Consider the following 16,983-nt stretch of genomic DNA (forward strand, 5'->3'; position numbering starts at 1 on the left):
GCATACTGCGCGATGCCGACGCAGGTGGCTTACTTTGCGGATATGCCCAAGCTCATTTTCACAAACCCGCACTCCGACAAGAGTTACGCGGTGTGGGTCGAGCCGTGGGGCAGGGATTACTGGCTTCGTCCAGGCGAGGCGATCACCCTCGAGTTCGATGAGCACGACCGCGGGGAAAAGATGCCCGATCGGGCGGACTTCGATGTGGCATGGCACGAGGACAGCATCGTGGTCTGGACGGCGTCTCGCACCGAGGTCGCCGTTCGAGATCGTTCGGGCACCGAACTCGAATGCGGGCACCAGCGGCCGGTGGGAAGCTGAGGCCGTGTCAGGCTCTTCTACTGCGGATCGCGTTGTCCGGGCGTTGCCGGGGACTCTGTGTTGAGTGACAACGATTTGCGAGCTCTGGTCTTCGGCGGTGCGACGTTCATGGAGGTGCTGGAGCGCCTGTCTCAACGAGAGCACCCCGAGCCGCTGAGACCCATGCGAGTTCTGTGGATCCTTCAACAGGAGTGCGGCATCTCATTCGTCGAGACCCGGAAGCTCCTTGGTACTTTCCAACCGGATATGACGCCGACGGTCGACACCGACCTGATCAACGAGGACTGGCGGACGATCCTGAGCGAGTTGCCTCAGCATTAGACCCGCACCGAGTGATTACACGTGCCCGCACACCGAAACATCCGCTGACTGCGGCGTGGCGCGCGACCGAACCGGCCGGCGCGGCTGCGTGGAAGATCAACGGGCAGAAGTCATCTGGGCCCGCCGACCGAACCTCGTCAGCGCGCGGTATAGCCGATGGGCGGGCGCGTTGAACCTTCGTCCACGCTTCAAAGCAGGACAGGTAAACTGCGCAGTTAGACTGCATATCTCACTACGGGGGATCGATGAAGACCGTGCACTTGCGCGTCGATGGGCGGCGACGGTCGTTCGCGCTACGGCTACCCGCCGCGCCGCGTGCGGACTTGCCGCTGGTGCTGGTTCTGCACGGGAACCGGTCGTCGGTACTCGGACCGCTCCAGCGCTTCGCTGATTCGATATCGCGGCGCACCAACGGATTTGGCGCGTGCGCCGATCGGCATGGCATCGCGGTGGCCTATCCGGAGGCTTTCGGCGGAGCCTGGGCGGACGGCCGCGGTGTCACCACCGGTGACCGACATGCGGTGGACGACGTCGCCTTCCTACGGACAGTCGCCAAGTGGTGCGCCGATCACCACGGCACCAGACATGACGGATTGCTGTTGGCGGGCATCTCGAATGGCGCGTTCATGGCGCACCGGATGGCACTGGAGGCCTCCGAATCGGTTGCCGTGTTCGCCGCGATCGCGGGCGGGTTACCCGCCGAGTTGGCCGACCTGCAGCCGACCCACGCAGTCTCAGCGCTGCTGATCAACGGCACCGCCGATCGGGTGGTCCCGATCGAGGGCGGACACTCACGACGCCGCGGCCCGAATGGCGAACTCCGCGGACGGACCCTCTCACTTGCCGACACTGCTCGGCACTGGGCCGAAATCGATCGCTGCACCGCCGACGAGACGGTCGAAGAACGGCCGGCAGGTTCGGTCCCCAATCATCTGGCGGTAACCCGGCGCGCCGTCGGCGGTGGCGTCGGCGGGACCCGCGTGGAGGCATGGACCATTCACGGCATGGGCCACACCTGGCCCGGCGCGCCCGCCCCCCGCATCCTCGAGCCAATGCTGGGCAAGACCCCACAAAACGTCGATGCAGCTGAAGAACTGTGCCACTTCGCCCTTCCCCTACCCATCCCGGCCGACGACCGCCGACTCTGAACACCAGCAGCCAGTCCGTTCGAGACATCTCATCGCTCCGTCCCCGCAGTCGGCGTATCGACAATCGTGAGACTCGCGGCGAACGTAAATGCACGCTGATGCCGCATACCGCGCTGAGCGAACCGGTCAGCGCGCGGCAGCCGAAGATCGACCGGCCGTGCCGATCCGGGGCCGGCCGAACGCACCATCATGCCGAATGCAGTGCACTCCATTGAAAGTTCCGTCGCTCGACTACCGACTCACCGACACCGGTATCACCGTTCCGGCCTTGCCGGTGATCGGCCCCGCAGCTGGCCTTCGAGATCGTGGCAGTGGAGCCAACGTCCCGAGGCACGACAGTTAGAGGATGTCGCGTGGGTCGGTGGGACCGGCTGCGGCTGCTGCGTGGACTCGGCCTTCTTCTTCGAAGGTGTGGAAGCCCTCGTAGGTGAGGAAGCCGCGCTGGCCTTCGTCGCGGTTGGGGGGTAGCCCGAGGTTGAACAGTGTCTCCTCGGCGGTGTTGTACCAGGTGCCGAGTTTGAGGATCTGGCGTGTCTGCTCGGGCGTCGCGATCGGTCGGCCGAGTTCCTCGGCGAAGCGCACCATCTTGCGGATCATTTCCACGGTGGTGAACCTCTGGCCCTTGACCGGGCCCCACAGGTTTTCTTCGATTCCGGCACGGACGTGCTGACCGAGCGCGATGCACATCGCCGAGATCGGATATACCAGCCGGAACACCGACTGGTAGGTGAAGCATGATCCCTGTGGAGCGCGGCGGATGAGTTCCATCAGGTCGAAGGGGTTCGAGCCGGCCGCGCCGCCGCCGACCATGCTGTAGAACCCATTGACCGGACCCATGTACAAGCCTTGCCGGATCAGTCGTTCGACGATCTCGAGGTTGTGCACGTGGGCCAGCGCGAAGTAGGGCTGAATGCGGTTTTCGCGTAGGCGTCTGAGGTTTTCGATGTAGAACTCCGGCGTGGCGTCGGCGACCATTTGCGAGTACTGCCACATGATGTGCGGATCAGCCATGTGAGTGCCCTCGATATCGTCGACGGTCAGCATCGAGGTGATGTCGTATTGACTGGAGCCGATGGCCACGGTGACCTGGTCGGGCTTGGGGTCCAGCTCGGTCAGCATGTGCCTGGTGTCATAGCTTTGCCATTTGGCGACGGCATCGCCCTCCGGAGCAAACGAGATGGAGCCGCCGACTTGCAACACCATGTCGGGCACGGCCTCGCGCAGCCGGCCGATCTGGGCGCTGTACTCGTCGAAGTTCTTAGAAATCTTGCCGGTTTTCGGATCACGGACGTGGATGTGCAGCATGCGGGCGCCGGCTTCGAAGCAGTCGACGGCTTTCTGGACTTGCTCGTCCCAGGTCACCGGGATGTCGTCGGGATAGTCCGACGGCATCCACAACGGCCCGTAGGGGGCCGCGGTGATGATCAGCGGTGCCTGGTTCTCGGGGAGCAGTGATCGATCAGTGAAGTACATGTTCTCGCCTCCGAAGCTCTCGGTCGAGATACGTCAAATTCGCGGGTGATGATCGCTGTACTGCTATGTCCCATCCTATGGCCCGATTTCACTCATGCGACTCGACTCGAGACAGCTCATCGGCGAGGATCGCGGCACCGAGGTTGCATGCCTGCACTCCCTGGGCGACACAGAGTTTCAGGACTTCCATGATCTCCTGAGTCGTCGCGCCGGCGCCCAGCGCAGCCTTGATATGGCGTCGAATCCCGGGTGAGTACAGGTGTGTGAACGACGCATCCAGGGCGATGCTGAGAAGCTCGGTCTCTTTGGCGGACATGACCTTGCTTCGATAGATGCCGACACCGGTCGCCATGAACTCGTCGGTCCATACCGGGTCGAGGTCGAAAAAGGGATTCCACGCCTCATTCCACTGTCCGGCCGCGCGCATCGCATCACACGACGGAGTCGGCGGCCCGCCGGTTTCAGACACGGGTTCGCTCCCGCTGGCTTGTACCTGGTCGAGCAGGATCGGCGCGGCGACGCTGCACGAGTGGAGCGAGACCATGGTCGCGCACTTGATCACGAACAGGATCTCGGAGCGCGTCGCGCCGGCGGCAAGCGCGGCACGCATATGCCGCCGCGTCGCCTGCCCATCAAGATTGGTACACGCCACGGCCAGCCCGACACTGACCAATTCGACGAACTTCCGGCTCAGGACCCCACTACGCCACGGATTGGTCGCCATCTTGTTGCACGCGTCGGCCCATGCTGGGTCCCACGTCCGCAACAGTGACAAGGCTGCGGCATCCCAAGGACCGGCATCGGCCGCGGCAGCGTCCATCGGGTCGGGCATCGACATGTCGTCAGCGGACATAGGCGCATCCTTCGTCTGATCGGCGCAGCTCATTGGATGGATCCATACGGTTGGCGATGACGGTTGCAGGTAGGAGATTACGGCCACGGGCGAGGCCCGATATGACCTGGATACACCGCGCTGACCGAAACGGCCCGCGCGAACCCTCACAAGATCACGAGTGTTGTACACCTGCTGCAATGCGCAGTCATGCCAGCCGAAACGTCCGCCTCTGCCGCAAACCGCGCTGACCGAACGCCAGCGCGGGGCATCGGAAGATCAACGGGCAGAGCGCCATACAGCCGCCGGCCGAACGCACCGTACTGCCGAATGTCGCGCACGGACGTAGATCGGACACGATCTCGACTGCGAGCGCCGATTGCGAAGGATCCAGGACCAACTACAGGTGGTAGTAGACATCGAGTGAGCTTGTTTGTAACCTCGTCCCGGGGCTTGGCACGGTGGAGTGCCGAGGCAGGTCGCGACTCCGAATCGCGTTGGGGAAGAACGAAAGGGGGGCGGAGAACGCGCATGAACGATGCAGCGAATACTTCGGCGACACCAGCGAGGCTCCGTAGGAGCGGTTCAGGTGAACCCCTTCTGCTGCTACACGCGTTCACGCAGACGTGGCATTGCTGGGATGGGGTGATCGACGAGCTGTCGAACGAGTTCGACATTCTCGCACCGACTCTCCCATTCCACTGGGGAGGCCCTGTCGGCAACCGGCCACTGACCGTTGCCGAAGGAGCCGACCATATCGAAACGCTGATGGACGAGACTGGTTGGGAGACAGCGCACATCGCCGGCAACTCCCTGGGAGGGTGGATTGCGCTCGAGCTCGCCCAGCGTGGCCGAGCGCGCAGTGTGACTGCCATCGCCTCGGCGGGACTATGGTCGCGCGGCAGCCGCCACGCCGACCGGCTCCGGCGCAAGTTCCAGCTCGGCGCATACCTCGCACCGCTGTCGAGGGGGTTCGCGAACCCGGCACTGGCCGCCATCGGCAAGGTCACCACGATGCGTACGTTCTGCCACCGGCCAGGACTTGTCGCGCCCGACCTGGCTGCGATCGCCATGCAATCGGCCGGATACTGCACCGCGCGAGACATCAACGCAATATGGCCGACCGACACAGCGCTGGAGATTCTCGACCGGATCACCACGCCGACCACAATCGTCTTCAGCGCCTGTGACCGCGTGATCCCGCCCTCGCGCTTCGGCGCACAACTGGTCACACCGTCAGCCAGCCGCCGGGTTGTCATGCTGCCCGATGTGGGACACGTACCGATGCTCGAGGCTCCGGACAGGGTAGCTGCCGAAATTCGCCGCACAGCAACAGAACCAGTGGTCGACGCAATTTGAAGTCACCGCGAGAACGTCCGCTACTGCCGCATACCGCGTTGACCAAGTAGGCCAGCGCCGGGCATCGAAAGATCAACCGGCCATGCTGATCTGAGCGCCCTAGACGTCCGCTACTGCCGATGATCGAGCACTCTGCGGGGCACGTACGCGCTGTCGCTTCCGAGAAGTTGTATCCCCAAAATGTGAAGCATACTCGTTTCATCATGGCCGTGAAGGCGTATCGTCCGTCTGGCAAGTTGTCACGAGCAAAGGTAGTCACAATGACCCGAACGCCGATGAAAATAGCTGCAGCAGTGATTATTTCAGCCGGAATCGGACTTTCCACCCTGGGTACGGCCGCGGCGGGTCCGTTGCCGGAAGTCGGTCCGATCGCGGACACCGGGAGTTTCCAAGGTGCCATGCAGCAGCAGGGGAGCTTCATCGGCACCGTGGCGTCGCTGCTGTGCGTATTGACTGGCGGTCACCCACATATGGGTATGGGCGGCCCGCTCGTCTGCTACGGCGGCCTTTTGGGATCCCAATAGGCGATTCGCGGGCGAACCACTATGCCCCCAGTTTGATTCGGTCTCACCGTCCTGCGGGGGACCGAACCCCACGGGTTCCCGCTACGTCGGCGAGCAGAACGCAAGATCGACGAAGCAAATGCGGCCACATCCGCACATGCCGTGCCGCATACCGCGCTGACCGAACCGGCCAGCGCGGGGCGCCGCCGGCCGGAACCCGGTGCGCCACAGAACGTCCGCTACTGCCGAATGTCGTGCGATTCGAAATCGTCTCCCCGAGATCCCTTGATGAATCCGCCTGGGCCGTCCGCGACTTCGCTATCGGATTGAAAATCCGACGGCCCGGATTACCTACCGTAGGCAGCCTGACGCATCACTAGCCGTAGAGGCGTATAAATTCCTGGGTCGGGTCGACGGTGGGCACCGAGTAGCTCGACGAACTCCCGTCGACATGGGTCTCCTCGACGTACTGGGCGGGTTCGACGGGCAGGCGGCGCCACCGGGCGCGTGGATCATCGGCCTGCTCGCGGTGACTGTTCGACGACATGATGTCCCCCTCCATAGTCGTTTCACCACATGCTACCCGGAGTTACACGTGCAGAGCAGCACGCATTGCGGCAAAGGCCAAGCCGGGCTGGAGGTTCGAGGACGTTGCTGTGGGCCAGAGTCACGGCGAGGGCCACCCGCCTACTGTATGCGCCGATGCCTTGCGCAAGGCAATCCAAATGTCCTGTTTTGCCGCATACCACGCTGACCGAACCGGCCAGCGCTGGGCATCGGAAGATCAACTGGCCGTGGCGATCCGACGCCGGCGGAACGTCCGCTACTGCCGATTACGTTGCGTCCGCCAGTGATCGATTCTTCGGTGTGGGTCGTGGGCCCGGCGCCGACCGCACTAACAAAACCGGCCAGTTCGGGGAGGTTGGATCTTCGCGCAGCAGGACGCACTCAGCGGGCACGCCGGAACCACGCGTATTACGTCCCGTAGTAGAAGACGGCTAGCATGGCCGACGTGCTGGACAAGCGGAGCAGAAAAGTCCTGGCCGTGGTGTCGCTGGGCGCACTGACGATGGCGGCGTTCGGGTGGCATACGTGGAACCAAGGGCCGGCCTGGGACTCGATCGACAACAATATCGGATACCTGCTGTTGTGGCCGTTATTCGCTGGGTTTCTGGCGTGGGGATGGATCCGATTCCGGCAGCTGGAACGTGATTCCGCCACTGTGGTGCGGAACCGGTTCCAGGACAACGTGACTCGCGAAGTCACGAGCAAATTGCTGCCGCTCCGTTCGAACGGCCCCGATGACCCCGATCCCGCGATGGACGCATACAACCGCTATCTGGCCGATCTCAATGCCCGCGAACTGCGCCACCATCTGCGCGCGGCCGGCCTGGATATCTCCGACTCGCCGCGCTAGGGCTAGCTGGTGGATCTACGTCGAAAGGCCGAGACTGGTTACTGCCTGTCCGCGCCATTGCGACCACACGGGTCGCCCCACCTCGGATCCGCCAGATCGGGCGACGTGCGTGAGTCTCCGCCTATCGACACGAAGGAGGCTGGAAATGGATCACTCAGACTTGGACCCGACCTTCTATCGGAGCGCAGCGGAGGCGGCTGCCGCGCCACCGGAGCGGCTCGCCTACGTTGTTGCGTTCGACCGGGCGGCACAGCAGCCGGATGCGCTGTCGGTAGTCGATGTGGATCCGGGCTCGGCCACCTACGGCAGGGTGGTGGGCTGGACCGAGGTGCCCCACCTGGGCAACGAGCTGCACCATTTCGGCTGGAACGTCTGCAGCAGCGCGCTGAAGCACGAGGGCCACCGCATCGACGAGCTGGCTCGGCGCTACCTGATCGTGCCGGGTCTGCGCTCGTCGCACCTGTACGTGTTCGACACCCAGCCCGACCCATGTCGGCCCACCCTTTCCAAGATCGTGGACAGCTCCGAGCTCGCGGCCAAGGCCGGCTACTCCCGCCCGCACACGCTGCACTGCGGGCCGGACGGTGTTTTCATGACCTGCCTCGGTGGGGCAGACGGATCGGACGGGCCGGGCGGGATCGCGCTGCTCGATCACGGCACGTTCGATGTGTTGCGGCAATGGGAGACCGACCGCGGGCCGCAATACCTCGCGTACGACGCCTGGTGGCATCTCAACCAGAACACCCTGATCAGCAGCGAGTGGGGCACTCCGTCCATGATCGAGGACGGGTTGCAGCCGGAGTTGCTGCTGGCCAACAAGTACGGCCACGCGATCCACTTCTGGGACCTCACCGCCGGTCGGCACCAGCAGCGGGTCGATCTCGGGGAACAGAACCAGATGGCACTCGAGCTGCGCCCTTCGCACGATCCGGACGCCACCTGGGGTTTCGTCGGCGTGGTGATCTCGACCGAGGATTTGTCGGCCTCCGTGTGGCGTTGGCACCACGACGGTGGTGTGTGGGCGGTCGACAAGGTGATCACCATCCCGGCCGAGCCGGCTGATCCCGACCTGCTGCCACCGGCACTGAAACCGTTCGGCGCGGTGCCGCCGCTGGTCACCGACATCGACCTGTCGGTTGATGACGCATACCTCTACGTCTCGTGCTGGGGCACCGGGGAGCTCAAGCAGTTCGACGTGCGCGATCCCGCCAACCCGAAACAGACCGCGTCCGTCCGGCTCGGCGGGATCGTGGGCCGCGCCGCCCACCCGGCCGCGCCGAACCAGCCGCTTGCGGGTGGCCCCCAGATGGTCGAGATCAGCCGTAGCGGTCAGCGGGTCTACCTCACCAACTCGCTCTACAGCACGTGGGACGACCAGTTCTACCCGGATGGGGTCGGCGCCTGGATGGCCGTGCTGCACACCGATCCCGACGGCGGAATGACCATCGACGAGTCGTTCTTCCCACACGACGAGGACTTTCGAGGTCTGCGGGTGCACCAGGTGCGCCTCCAGGGCGGTGACGCCTCCTCCGATTCCTACTGCTACCGCTAGCTAGACCGCCCCGCCGACGACTCAACCCGATGTGGGCACGGCTCACTCGCCGCAGAGGTTTCCAGCGCGGGCCGCTTCAAAGCTGGATGTAGCGAGCAAGAGTGCGCGCTCATGCCGAATTGAGTGCGTTTTACGCGATCAGTCCCACCAGAAGGTCCACTGCTCGGCATTGATAAGCCGGTCGGCATATTCGTCGAGGTGATTACCGACCAGCTCGGCGCAGAAGGCGAAGTGTTCGTTTGCCACCAATCGGGCGTACTCGGCGGTTGCAGGTGGAGATGCCACAGCAAGATGCAGCGTGCCCTGTTCGACGGCGAAGACGGTGACACCGAACCGACGCCGCCAATCCCTCACGACCGCAGCTAATTTCGCGGTGTCGTTGTCATGGTTCACGGGACCGTCCCATCCTGCCGATGCCAAGGCTTCGGCGCCGTCGGCAGCCGGCACCAGGATCAGGGTGGCCTCGGTATCGGCAAGCAACCCTGTCGGCGACCTCGTCTGGTGAGTGTTGCGACTGGCCGGCCGGTAGCAGGACGAGCGGGTACCCACCTGCCCACTCGATGAGCTGGACTGCTGGATCGTGTTCATCCAGCGTGGTTATCGCCGAGTTCGGGGAGAACAAGTCGTCGTAGTCATGAACCAGTAGCGGCCACAAGCCGGTCTCGGGGTGACGGCGGCGCCACTGTGACCACAGGTTCCCGACATTGGCTCCTCGCAGAGCCAAAAGGTCGGGTCCGCAGCCTCGTTGGCCTGCTCCAGCCGCCCAGCGGGGAGTCCGGCGGGCAGCTGCTCGTACCAGTTCATGTGTCGTTCTCCGGATCCCAGCCATGGACAAAGTTGGTCGACCGAGGCAGAACCTGATCGAACGCACGGACATGCCGCTGGTCGCGCGGACCGAACCGGCGAGCGCGGCGCGGCGGAAGATCAACTGGCCGTGCGTGTCCACGGATGGCCGAACGGGCCGTCAGGCCGAGCTGAGGGCCGCCCGGAAGGCAGTGAGGGTGGCCTCGCCGGGGGTCCGGTCCAGTATTGCGAAGGTGATCTCGTCGAAGTGCCCGTTGAACCGCCCACCGTCGGCGAGCAGTGCGTGGAAGACACCGGCCACCATGCCTGGGTCGTTGCCGTAGGCGCCGCAGCCCCAGGCGCCCAGCACCAAACGCCGGTAGCCGACGGCTGTTTCGAGAATGCGCTCGGCGCGGGTGGCCAGCACCGCGGGTATTCGATACGCCTCGCTCGCCAGCTCCTGCACGATCACGTTGGTCCGGGGCGCCGGGCAAGTGAGGAAGCCGACCGTATAGGGGCTGTCGAGCAGGATGCCCGTGTCGTCGCGGAAGACAGGCACGGCGGGAGACAGGATCACGCGGTCGCTGTAGAAAGGGTCCGGTGTGCGGCGGTGGTGCTCGTAGTATTGCGGCACGGCCAGCAGGGTGGTGTACAGCGCTGACGCTCGGCACAGGGCTTCTTCTTGGGTGCGGGCGCCGGCGAGGTAGTGGCCGCCGGGATTGCGGGCGGACGCGAAATTCAGAACGGCGACCGGCTCCGGATCGGTGTCGAGCATCCGGCGCACCGCGACGAGGCTGCTCTCCCCGGTCACCGTGATGACGGTGGCGGCCTCGCTGCGGGTGATTACCGGGACCGGGTCGGGACCGTACATCCGGGTGCCCTGGACGGCGGCTTGTACCCCCGATGTCAACGACACATAGTGTCCGCTGGGCGTCCGGTAACCGCCGGCTGCGATGATCCGCTCGTTGTCGGCGGCGATGGCTCGCAGGCGTTCGGTCACGCCCGCAATGCTCTCATGGCTCGAGACGAACCGGATACCACCGCCGGAGGGGAAGCTCGGGCCGCCACGAAAACCAGAACACGACACCCAATCTTCGGCTACGCACACAGCCCCGTAACACGCTGTGGGCCAACCTTCTTCGGCGATGCGCTGCCGCGCGTGGCTGCGGCACGTCCGTTCGAGGAGCGGAGCTACCAGCGCCACCCCGGATCTCGCGCGAATGATCACATCACTGACCCTCACGGGCCGGTCCCCGACAGAGCAAAGTCGAATGAGGCCGGCAGCTTCTCACTCCAACGTCACTGCGACGCAGGTATTTTCGATTCTACTCGGCTCTACTCCTCGTCACTCACGGTTACGGTGGCGGTGTATTCAGACATGCCCAGCAGCCTCTCCCATTCTCAAACAACCATGGAAACAGCGAGCGACCGGGCGATCATGCCGATCGCTTCCCGCTGCACGGCACCAGAACGTCCGCTACTGCCGCATACCGCGCTGACCGACCCGGCCAGCGCGGGGCATCGGAAGATCAACGAGCAGAGCGCTATACGACCGCCGGCAGTGCGCGCTCATGCCGAGTTGAAGGCGTTTCGGAGGTCGGTAACGTTCGTAAGTTGCTTTCCGACAACAGACTTCGGCTGGCGCGAATCCAGCCATGGAGTAGGCCCAGGATTCAGGACTGGGCGGGGAGGACAGGCGACGTGGATCAGGCAGCAGCCGATCTCAAACACAAGGTCAAACGGTTCAACAAAGTCATCGTGGCGCTACAGAGGGCAGGGATCGCCTTCGGGTCGATGTATCTGCTCACCGCGCCGGGACGCAAGAGCGGACAGCCGCGCACCGCGCCGAGCGCCGTCGTGCCTATCGACGGACAGCGCTACATCATTCAGGCCTACCCGCAGGCGGCCTAGCTGCTGCTTCGTGAGCATGTCGCGAACAGTCCAGCGCGAGTGGCACAGCTGTTTGTCAGAGCGGTCTCGCGGCGGAAGCCACCGCGGTGATGTGACCGACCTCGGTGAGCCGACCTCCGACAAAGGCACTCGACCGGCCTGCGGACAACGGCACGTGATCGCTTGTTGCCGTTGATATCTGGTCGAGCGCACCGATTAGCGGGAACACTGTAGCGATGCCCTATTCCAGTGATGATCATCGAATCCTCGGTCACGTGAACACCTTCCGGAACACGGTCGGTCCAATCGGCGGTTCGGACACCGTGTGGACGGAGTCGCCCGGAGCGGCTCGCGGATGGGTTGCTCGCGCGCTCGAGCGCACCGCACATCCCGGCACCGAACGCACGGTCGCCCTGGTCACCGACCACGATTCCCGCGAGGACAGCCGTACGGTGCTCGCGGGAGCGATAGCGCGAGTGACCGGACGCACGCCGATCTCGTTCGATGCCCGGAAACTGATGGGTGGCGGGCCCGCAACGGTCGTCATCGACCGGCGTGACGGGCTGACACTGCGGCACCCGCACTACGGCCGGATCAGCCCGGATGTCGTTGTGGTCTACGAGATCCACCCGAACGATCGCGTCCGGTTCAGCAGGATCCAGCGTGCGCTGGCCGATGCCGGGACGCCCTGCCTCGATGCCGCCGACGCCGAGGCGTGGACCAATGCGACCGACAAGGCTCGGACCGTGGAATGCTTTGCTCGACACAGTATTCCGCACGCCGAGACCGCGCAGATACGCGACAACAACATGACCGCGGCGCTGGCGGCTTTCCAGCGCCTGGGCCACGACGTGTGGACGCGACCGGTCACCGGCCTCGGCGGCCGCGACGTCTTCCACGTCACCACACCCGAGATGCTGGCCACCGTCGGCGCACGGTATGCCGAACTCGGCCAGCAATGGTTGATCTCGCGCGACGCTGGAAACTTCGACCGGCACGGTCGACGGCACCAGTTCCGCATCGTCGTACTGGGCGAGCGAATCCTACGGGTATGCGAACACGTGCAGGACGATCCGGACGCACCGTGCAACGAAGCACAAGGCGCACGATCGACCGTCCTCCCAGCACAATCCCTGCCGACCGGAATCGCCGAACTGGCGGTGGCCGCGACCCGCTCGCTGGGATTGACCTTCGGCGGCGTGGACCTCTGCCCCGAGAACGGCGGAACGGTCTTCGAGGTCAACGTCCATCCCGTCCTGAACGTACCCGGCGGCCTGGAAAGCGTCGCGATCCCACTGATACAGGCCTACCTCGAAGCTCCGGACCGACGCCGCACATACAGGCGCGCAGAGCTCAACACACGTTCCGAAGCCGAATAACCTCTGTACGGGCGACTCCCGATCCAACCGCCGCCGGCAACGCCTCGAGAGCCCCCTCCTCTGGCCGCATCGCCAAGCTGGCTCTAGCGAACTCAAGTGCGCGCTCATGCCGAGTTGAGGACTATTGGCTGTCCGTTGACTCGGCGGGCCAGAACAGTGCTATCGGTCGTGCACTTCGCGTTCGTCCCACTCAAGGCCGAGTCGAAATGCTTGTAGCCCCTGCGGCTGTAGTGACATCCAAGCGCGGAACCGCAGTTCTCGTCCCGGGTCGGTGATGTCCTGGGCGCGCACGGCGGCTTTGGTGATGGCCGCGATGTCGCGCCCCACGGTCGGGCCGTGTGGATACATGTGTGTGCGGACATCGCCGCCTTCGTAGATTTCCACACGGTGCTGGGCGTACGCACAGAACCAGCCCTGTGCTATCCAGTCGGTGTGTTCGGCGCTGGTGAGTTGCCAGATGACGTACGTCGCGTACGGATGCAGTAGCGGCAGATCCCAGGTCAACGAATCGAACAACCGGTCCATGCCGGTTTCGAACCGCGCGAAATCCGCGATCACCGGTTCCTTCTCCCCGAAGATTCCCACATCCCGGCGACTCGATTCGTCCGGCCACGCCAGCCATGAGCATCCGTACTCCCGTGCGGCGCGGGCCGCAGCATCGCGGGGGGCCATCGGCTCGATGCGCAGCCACATTGTGGCGGGACGAAGTCCGCGGCCGAGAGTGGTGATCGTGGCACCGCGGCGCCAGATCGCCTGCGCCTCAGGGCCGCCGACCAGATCCGGCACACCCAGCAACTGCACACATTCATCGAGTGCGGTGACGAACACCGCATCGCGGTCCGTTTCGTCGATGGAGAACGTCAGCTCGATGAGCTGGTACTCGCCGAACCCGAACTTGTCTCCGTCCTCATCGGACCTGAGGGCGACGAGTTGGCTGTCCCCGTTGTCGGCGAAGAAGCTGACCGCATCCTGTTCTGGCGCAGGCCAGTTCATGGAGTGCGTCACTTTGCTCATTGCATACACGACATGGCTCTCGGACCAACTACCGAAATCGGCCGCCAACAGCAGCCCAAGCGCCTTGCCTCGAGACCGGAGATCAACGCGCCGCCCCCATGTCTCTCTCCACCAGGATTCGAGTTCCTGTTCGGCGGCCGATAGGCGGTCCGCGCCGCGGTAGGCACTGTCGATCAGGTGCGCATCCCAATCGTCGTCATCTTGCTGAGCCTTGGGATTCCGAAGTCTCATGTGAATCGCATCAGGCGTGAAGCTGGCTACAACGACGAGCTTCGGTAAATCCCATCGGAGACGATCGACGATCGATGCCAGCTCTCCCGGCACTGGCGAACGGATGCATAATCAATAGCTCAGCCAACTGCAAGAACTGACTTTGGGTTACCTGATCGGGTTCGGCCACTGACTCGACCACGACATCACTGGCGAAGAAGTGGATGTCATTGATCAGGTTGTCGTGTATGAGTACTTCGCCGTCCGAACGATCATGTGCAAGGTCAGTCGTGATACTTGCGCCGGAACGACGTCGCGAATCGATTGTCCATCCTGCGGTCTCGCAGAAGGTGTCTAGATCATCCTCGGACCACGACCAGTCGAAACTTGCTGCCAGACGAACTATCTCGGCGGTCCGGTCGAAATCGATGCGCATGGCGGCGATGGTAACGACACGCCGTGACAATCCCCAGCGAGCACAGGGCAGACGCTGACTGATACGCCGTGACGGTGGGACAGACTCCCGCGGTCCGCGACACAAGCAGCGGCTACCGCTCGAACGCACTACTTTGCCGCTGATCGCGCTGACCAAACCGGCCAGCGCGGGGACCGGCGGCCCGAACCTGGTGCGGTGCAGAACATCCGCTACTGCCGAGAAGCGCGAATTCACTTGAACGCGTGCTTCTCTGACCTGTGGGGCCGTTCCTTCGCAAGCCTCTGATCCGTCACTTCGTGATCGAGCGGGCCGCGAGAACATTCAGCAGTGTGGTCACGAACGGCTCGGCCGAGCCGAGGTAGCCAGCGTGGTCGCCGGGGAACTCGACGAGTTCGGCGTTGATCGTCGGCGCGAACTCCAGGGCAGGCAGCGCGGGCCGGAAGGCACGCGAGTCCGCACCGATGCCGAAGATCAATCGGTCGGCCGACTTGGCGAGCGCGGGCACGTCCGGCTGGTAGCCGACGACGTCGAGCATTTCGTTGCCAAGAAAGAACGGCGGGTTGGCGTGCATGCGTGCGCGCATCTCCCCGATGGCGGGCGGCAGTTGCGTGGACTCGGCCGGCTGATTCTGCGCTGGCATGCCGATACCCGCGCCGAACTTCTGGAACGCGGCGTCGGTGTCCTCGCGCAGAAACGTGGCGTGGACGTCGGCGAAGAAGGCCGCGTGGTCGGCGGCGTCGGGCAGGACGGTGAACATCGGCGGCTCGTGCACGGTAATGCCGAATAGAGCGACTTCACCTGGTTCCGCGCAAATGGGTGTCAGTTCGTCACCCCCATTCCCTGGGCAAGCAACGGCCAGGAATCGTGCAGTGCCTGTTCCCAGTACGGCCAGTAATGGGTGCCAACTGGATCGAACTGGTAGGTCGCGGGGATGTTCAGCGAGTCGAGCTTGTTCTTGAGGTTGTGTGTGCAGCCGTTGACGCCCGCTTCGATCAGCATGCCGAGGCCGAGGTTGACCCCTCCCATGGGGGCCGGCGCGCTGTTCAAGTAGTACTGGACGTCGGCAGCTACCGGGATGCCACTCCCGGTGGAGATGTAAAGCTGGGTGCCGCGGAGTTTCTCGGCGTTGATGACCGGATCGTTCTGTGACCACAGCGGGCTGTCGGGGGGACCGTACATGTTCTGGACGTCGCCACCGGACCAGGTATCGACGACGAGCTTGACGAGCTGCTGGCCTACCGGGTCGGCGATCTGTGCGCATCCGCTGTAGGCGGCGACGGTGTTCCATAGACCTGGTTTGGCCTCCGCCAGCTGCAATACCGACGTGCCGGACATCGAGAGGCCGGTTAACGCGTTGCGGCCCGTCGACAGCAGTTCTCGGTCCAGCAGCGGGGGCAGTTCCTCAGTGAGAAAGGTCCTCCATTTGTTCACGCCGAGAACCGGATCGGACTGCTGCCAGTCGGTGTAGTAACTGCCGCGACCGCCGATGGGCTGGATGACGTTGACCGGTTTGTCAGCCAGCCAATCCAACGCCTTCGTTTGGGCCTTCCAGTTCGCGGTTCCCTCACCAGCGTCCAGGCCATTGAGCATGTAGAGGTTAGGTGCGGGCTGAGATTCGTCGGACGGACGCTGGACATCGACCGTGATCTCCTTGTCCATCGCGGCGGAGTACACCTTCAGATGCCAGGTGCGTCCTTCCTTGGTGATGGACGTGATGGTGGCGGGTTTCTCCGGGGCTGCCACCGCCGCGCTGCCGGCCACCGCTACCGACAATGCGGCGGTGAGCGTCACAGCGGCGGTCCTGAAAACAGCCGCGCTAAACAGTGCAGAGAGCTTCATCGGACAGTCAGTTCCAATCCATGAGTCGCCGTCGACTGCGTCGTCGAGGTGATTTCCGGCCCGCGGACCGCCCCATCCCCCCGAGAGGCTACGTCTTCCGTCGAGGCAAAACTGTTACACAACATCGCCGTTCAGCGATGGAGGCATCACGAGTACTTCGCCGACGCGCTAGCGACATCCTCACCGCGCACAACCTCCGGCAGCATGACATTTCTCCAACCACTCATTCGGCACGGACGAAACAAAGTCCGGCACCGTCCGGACTATCGGGCGCCCACGCACGACCCCGTTCCACCCGGCCCCGACCACTGCCTCGTCTCGACTCCACAAATAAACGCTGGTCGAACTGTGTTCGTCACTGCGTGTGTGTGGTGATTGCGAACCTGATCGGCGCGGTGGGCGGGCCGAAGACCGCGCGCAACACCGTGCGCATGTTGTGTGCTCGGCCGATGTCGGTGAGCATGGCGAGGAATTCGTGGAAGTTCGTGGTGATCGGGTTGAACGTT

Annotated in this window: 18 protein-coding genes; 9 read left to right on the forward strand and 9 right to left on the reverse strand. The window is 64.0% G+C overall.

The window, feature by feature from the left end:
* Nucleotides 1-12 precede the first annotated feature (12 nt).
* The 3 genes from ACWEQQ_RS36215 to ACWEQQ_RS36225 all read left to right on the forward strand — a co-directional run bounded on the left by ACWEQQ_RS36215 (nucleotide 13) and on the right by ACWEQQ_RS36225 (nucleotide 1,790).
* Nucleotides 13-321 (forward strand): hypothetical protein, encoded by a 309-nt coding sequence (locus tag ACWEQQ_RS36215; RefSeq protein ID WP_452351396.1) that lies wholly within the window; start codon nucleotides 13-15, stop codon nucleotides 319-321.
* A gap of 60 nt (nucleotides 322-381) precedes the next feature.
* Nucleotides 382-642 (forward strand): hypothetical protein, encoded by a 261-nt coding sequence (locus ACWEQQ_RS36220; RefSeq protein WP_452351397.1) that lies wholly within the window; start codon nucleotides 382-384, stop codon nucleotides 640-642.
* 245 nt (nucleotides 643-887) lie between these two features.
* A complete protein-coding gene (locus tag ACWEQQ_RS36225) occupies nucleotides 888-1,790 on the forward strand; it encodes an alpha/beta hydrolase family esterase (RefSeq protein WP_452351398.1) in 903 nt (300 codons plus the stop codon).
* A gap of 339 nt (nucleotides 1,791-2,129) precedes the next feature.
* Here the strand turns inward: ACWEQQ_RS36225 and ACWEQQ_RS36230 are convergent, their stop codons facing one another.
* Both ACWEQQ_RS36230 and ACWEQQ_RS36235 read right to left on the reverse strand, forming a co-directional pair.
* On the reverse strand, nucleotides 2,130-3,263 hold the full coding sequence (locus ACWEQQ_RS36230) for a 3-keto-5-aminohexanoate cleavage protein (RefSeq protein WP_452351399.1): 1,134 nt from the start codon (nucleotides 3,261-3,263) through the stop codon (nucleotides 2,130-2,132).
* An 88-nt stretch (nucleotides 3,264-3,351) separates the two neighbouring features.
* The gene (locus tag ACWEQQ_RS36235) at nucleotides 3,352-4,116 is read right to left on the reverse strand and encodes a carboxymuconolactone decarboxylase family protein (protein WP_452351400.1); all 765 of its coding nucleotides are present in this window, start codon (nucleotides 4,114-4,116) and stop codon (nucleotides 3,352-3,354) included.
* Nucleotides 4,117-4,626: 510 nt separating this feature from the next.
* Between ACWEQQ_RS36235 and ACWEQQ_RS36240 the strand changes: the two genes are divergently transcribed.
* Together ACWEQQ_RS36240 and ACWEQQ_RS36245 are read left to right on the forward strand one after the other, a co-directional pair.
* Nucleotides 4,627-5,454, forward strand: a complete 828-nt coding sequence (locus ACWEQQ_RS36240; protein WP_452351401.1) for an alpha/beta fold hydrolase — start codon at nucleotides 4,627-4,629, stop codon at nucleotides 5,452-5,454.
* 260 nt (nucleotides 5,455-5,714) lie between these two features.
* Nucleotides 5,715-5,978: a hypothetical protein gene (locus ACWEQQ_RS36245; protein ID WP_452351402.1), complete on the forward strand. Its 264-nt coding sequence runs from the start codon at nucleotides 5,715-5,717 to the stop codon at nucleotides 5,976-5,978.
* Between the two features lie 355 nt (nucleotides 5,979-6,333).
* Here the strand turns inward: ACWEQQ_RS36245 and ACWEQQ_RS36250 are convergent, their stop codons facing one another.
* The gene (locus ACWEQQ_RS36250) at nucleotides 6,334-6,504 is read right to left on the reverse strand and encodes a hypothetical protein (protein WP_452351403.1); all 171 of its coding nucleotides are present in this window, start codon (nucleotides 6,502-6,504) and stop codon (nucleotides 6,334-6,336) included.
* A gap of 465 nt (nucleotides 6,505-6,969) precedes the next feature.
* On the opposite strand from ACWEQQ_RS36250, the gene ACWEQQ_RS36255 reads away from it, so the two are divergent.
* Both ACWEQQ_RS36255 and ACWEQQ_RS36260 read left to right on the forward strand, forming a co-directional pair.
* Nucleotides 6,970-7,374, forward strand: a complete 405-nt coding sequence (locus ACWEQQ_RS36255; protein ID WP_452351404.1) for a hypothetical protein — start codon at nucleotides 6,970-6,972, stop codon at nucleotides 7,372-7,374.
* Nucleotides 7,375-7,519: 145 nt separating this feature from the next.
* Nucleotides 7,520-8,926, forward strand: a complete 1,407-nt coding sequence (locus ACWEQQ_RS36260; RefSeq protein ID WP_452351405.1) for a selenium-binding protein SBP56-related protein — start codon at nucleotides 7,520-7,522, stop codon at nucleotides 8,924-8,926.
* A gap of 138 nt (nucleotides 8,927-9,064) precedes the next feature.
* Here the strand turns inward: ACWEQQ_RS36260 and ACWEQQ_RS36265 are convergent, their stop codons facing one another.
* Together ACWEQQ_RS36265 and ACWEQQ_RS36270 are read right to left on the reverse strand one after the other, a co-directional pair.
* Complete coding sequence (locus ACWEQQ_RS36265; RefSeq protein ID WP_452351406.1) at nucleotides 9,065-9,514, reverse strand: DUF4253 domain-containing protein; 450 nt, start codon at nucleotides 9,512-9,514, stop codon at nucleotides 9,065-9,067.
* 376 nt (nucleotides 9,515-9,890) lie between these two features.
* On the reverse strand, nucleotides 9,891-10,709 hold the full coding sequence (locus tag ACWEQQ_RS36270) for a TIGR02452 family protein (protein ID WP_452351407.1): 819 nt from the start codon (nucleotides 10,707-10,709) through the stop codon (nucleotides 9,891-9,893).
* Between the two features lie 701 nt (nucleotides 10,710-11,410).
* Between ACWEQQ_RS36270 and ACWEQQ_RS36275 the strand changes: the two genes are divergently transcribed.
* Both ACWEQQ_RS36275 and ACWEQQ_RS36280 read left to right on the forward strand, forming a co-directional pair.
* On the forward strand, nucleotides 11,411-11,620 hold the full coding sequence (locus ACWEQQ_RS36275; protein ID WP_452351408.1) for a hypothetical protein: 210 nt from the start codon (nucleotides 11,411-11,413) through the stop codon (nucleotides 11,618-11,620).
* Nucleotides 11,621-11,835: 215 nt separating this feature from the next.
* Nucleotides 11,836-12,978, forward strand: a complete 1,143-nt coding sequence (locus tag ACWEQQ_RS36280; RefSeq protein WP_452351409.1) for an ATP-grasp domain-containing protein — start codon at nucleotides 11,836-11,838, stop codon at nucleotides 12,976-12,978.
* Between the two features lie 159 nt (nucleotides 12,979-13,137).
* Here the strand turns inward: ACWEQQ_RS36280 and ACWEQQ_RS36285 are convergent, their stop codons facing one another.
* The 4 genes from ACWEQQ_RS36285 to ACWEQQ_RS36300 all read right to left on the reverse strand — a co-directional run bounded on the left by ACWEQQ_RS36285 (nucleotide 13,138) and on the right by ACWEQQ_RS36300 (nucleotide 16,477).
* Nucleotides 13,138-14,316 carry a hypothetical protein gene (locus ACWEQQ_RS36285; protein ID WP_452351410.1) on the reverse strand — a complete coding sequence of 393 codons (1,179 nt, stop codon included), beginning with the start codon at nucleotides 14,314-14,316 and terminating at the stop codon, nucleotides 13,138-13,140.
* Nucleotides 14,234-14,638, reverse strand: coding sequence for a DUF6301 family protein (locus tag ACWEQQ_RS36290; RefSeq protein WP_452351411.1), 405 nt, complete (start codon nucleotides 14,636-14,638; stop codon nucleotides 14,234-14,236). The genes ACWEQQ_RS36285 and ACWEQQ_RS36290 overlap by 83 nt, the downstream gene beginning before the upstream one ends.
* A 289-nt stretch (nucleotides 14,639-14,927) precedes the next feature.
* On the reverse strand, nucleotides 14,928-15,395 hold the full coding sequence (locus tag ACWEQQ_RS36295; RefSeq protein WP_452351412.1) for a hypothetical protein: 468 nt from the start codon (nucleotides 15,393-15,395) through the stop codon (nucleotides 14,928-14,930).
* 62 nt (nucleotides 15,396-15,457) lie between these two features.
* Nucleotides 15,458-16,477 (reverse strand): alpha/beta hydrolase, encoded by a 1,020-nt coding sequence (locus ACWEQQ_RS36300; RefSeq protein WP_452351413.1) that lies wholly within the window; start codon nucleotides 16,475-16,477, stop codon nucleotides 15,458-15,460.
* Nucleotides 16,478-16,983 lie beyond the last annotated feature (506 nt).

Source organism: Nocardia sp. NPDC004123, from assembly GCF_053603795.1.